The following is a 364-nucleotide window of genomic DNA, read 5'->3' as shown; positions in this document are numbered from 1 at the left end:
TAGGGCTCGACGCGCTGCCGCCCGGGATCGACATCGTGCTCGTGCACGACGCGGCGCGCCCGCTGGTGCCCGTCGACACGGTCGATGCCGTCATCGAGGCCGTACGGGACGGGGCTCCCGCCGTCGTGCCCGCGCTGCCTCTCGCGGACACCGTCAAGCAGGTCGAGCCCGCGGGGGTGGCCGGGGAGCCCGAGCCCGTGGTCGCCACGCCGGAGCGGGCGCTGCTGCGGGCCGTGCAGACTCCGCAGGGGTTCGACCGTGACACGCTCGTGCGCGCGCACGAGACCGTCACCGAGAACGTCACCGATGACGCGAGCATGGTCGAGCAGCTCGGGCTTCGGGTGGTCGTCGTGCCCGGGCACGA

At 74.2% G+C, this 364-nt stretch carries 1 protein-coding gene; it reads left to right on the top strand.

Going from position 1 to position 364, the window contains the following annotated elements:
* Nucleotides 1–364: IspD/TarI family cytidylyltransferase (locus tag AOK17_RS53205; protein WP_245697851.1), on the top strand; the 364-nt coding region annotated here is incomplete at both ends.

Source organism: Streptomyces phaeochromogenes (assembly GCF_001418655.1).
Lineage (GTDB): Bacteria > Actinomycetota > Actinomycetes > Streptomycetales > Streptomycetaceae > Streptomyces > Streptomyces phaeochromogenes.
The sequence above is the reverse complement of the archived record's forward strand: the minus strand, read 5'-3'. Positions and strand labels throughout refer to the sequence as shown.